Origin of the sequence: cf. Phormidesmis sp. LEGE 11477 (assembly GCF_015207105.1) — a bacterium.
In the GTDB taxonomy this organism is placed as follows: domain Bacteria; phylum Cyanobacteriota; class Cyanobacteriia; order Phormidesmidales; family Phormidesmidaceae; genus Phormidesmis.
Genome location: NZ_JADEXO010000251.1, coordinates 1 through 1,790 on the forward strand (window position 1 = coordinate 1; position 1,790 = coordinate 1,790).

A 1,790-nucleotide genomic window follows, 5' to 3' on the forward strand; every position below is an offset into this window, starting at 1 on the left:
CGGACACTGTTGGCGAACTCATGGGAAAGCCTCTAAATCCTATATAGATAGCGGGTTATGCCGATTCCAATGCTTTGAACCGGGAAGTCCGTGTCCTGGCTAGCGGCACATCGTTTATCCAGTTGACAAGCCGGTCGATGTTGATGGCTGCACCAATAGCCACATTCTGTAGATGCGTCTTCGCAAGCCCTCGGTAGCGAGAACGCCTCAAACCAAAGCCGCGAACCCCCTGTGAAATCGTTCCTTCAATCCCAGCTCTGCGCTTGTATTGCTCTTGGCCAGCTTCACTGCGATGCTGTTCTCTAGCCTGCTCTAGCGCTTCATACTGTGCTCGCGGGTGAAGGTTCAAACTCCGTTGCGGGCCACGAGTACACAGTTCTTTGGCCTCGCATGTAGAGCAGTCACGACTACTGAACCTAGCTTGTATGTAGTCTCGATTGTCTGGCATGGCTCTAGGCTTCCAACTCGTCGAGACGTTCCCTTCTGGGCAAGTGACGGTTTCAGTTTCCCAGTTGATGTCAAATTTCGTTCCGTCGTAGCCGCCTTCTAGCCTTGCCTGCCAGCTCATATCCTGACGCGCTGGCCCAACCATCTCAATCTGTTGTTCTTTTGCGTTCACTAAGTGCTCTGCGCTTACATAAGCAGAATCAACAAAGTGTTCTGATGGTGGCAGCTGTTTGTTTAAGAGAGATTGGTGAATCGCCTCTGTACGCTGCGCTTCGTGGATGCTCGCATCTGTTGTTTCTACGTGAGTGATCAGATGACATTGTTCATCATCGCAGGTCTCACTCAGGTGAACGATATACCCAACCCAGTTCACCCCACACCGAGACCGAAACCGAGCATCTACATCGTAGGGTGACTCGATACCAAACTTAGCGCGGGGTAGTTCCTTTTTTGCTTTCCAGCGCACTTGTGCATCCAGCGGGCCATCGGCATCGTACGCATAATGCCGTTCGAGCATAAGCCTCAGCGCTTGAATTTTCGGCAGGTGCTCCCAATCCGTGAGACTCGATGCTTCGAGACAAAACAGTAGATAGTAAGCGTCTTCGCCTACCGCCTGCGCCCAAGCGTTGCGTTTTGCTTCCGATTTTGGCAGCTGATAGTCTTCTACGCGGCGACCGTAGCGCTCGTACCAGTTGTCATCCGGGACTATTTCTGAGAGCCACCCTGGGGCCACGGTGGCCAGTTCGTTCAAGGCAGCTCGCATCGTTTCGCCGACTAGTTCCAGTCGGTTCAGTTTGCGTACCGATGCCAGCACACGAGTCGAATCAGTACGCTGTTTGCCTCGGGCTTTGAGCAGTCCTTTCTCTTGAGCGCACTCTAGTAGCTTTTCTAGTAGCAGATGCTCTTGCTCACTCTCTATCAACCGATCTCGAAACTCGCTCAGAACGCTGAAATCGAAGCCCTCGTCGGTTAGCTCTAGGCCGAGTAGGTATTTCCAATCGATACGAGAACGAACGGAGTCAGCGGCTTGACGGTCAGACAGGTTTTCGCGGAATTGAAGTAGCGTTATCAGCGCTAGCCGCCAGGGAGGAAGTCCCGGCTGGCCTGTGTTTGAGAACAGTCCGACAAAGTCACTGTCCTCGAACACGCTGCCGAGCTCATCCTTCAACGTCAGGTATGGATTGCCTTTCGGGAAGGCGGCTTTTGCGACTTGCTGAGTAAGAGCCGGAATTTCGGCTATCGGTTGCGGCTTGATAGACACGGGCGATCGCACTCCTGATTGACTAGCGACTAGCCTCAGAATACCGATTTTTCGCTACTTTCGGAGTTCGCCAACAGTGTCC

Annotated in this window: 1 protein-coding gene; it reads right to left on the minus strand. The window is 52.9% G+C overall.

Going from position 1 to position 1,790, the window contains the following annotated elements; genetic code table 11:
* Positions 1–55: 55 nt before the first annotated feature.
* Positions 56–1,708 carry an IS1182 family transposase gene (locus tag IQ256_RS29070; protein ID WP_193859158.1) on the minus strand — a complete coding sequence of 551 codons (1,653 nt, stop codon included), beginning with the start codon at positions 1,706–1,708 and terminating at the stop codon, positions 56–58.
* Positions 1,709–1,790 lie beyond the last annotated feature (82 nt).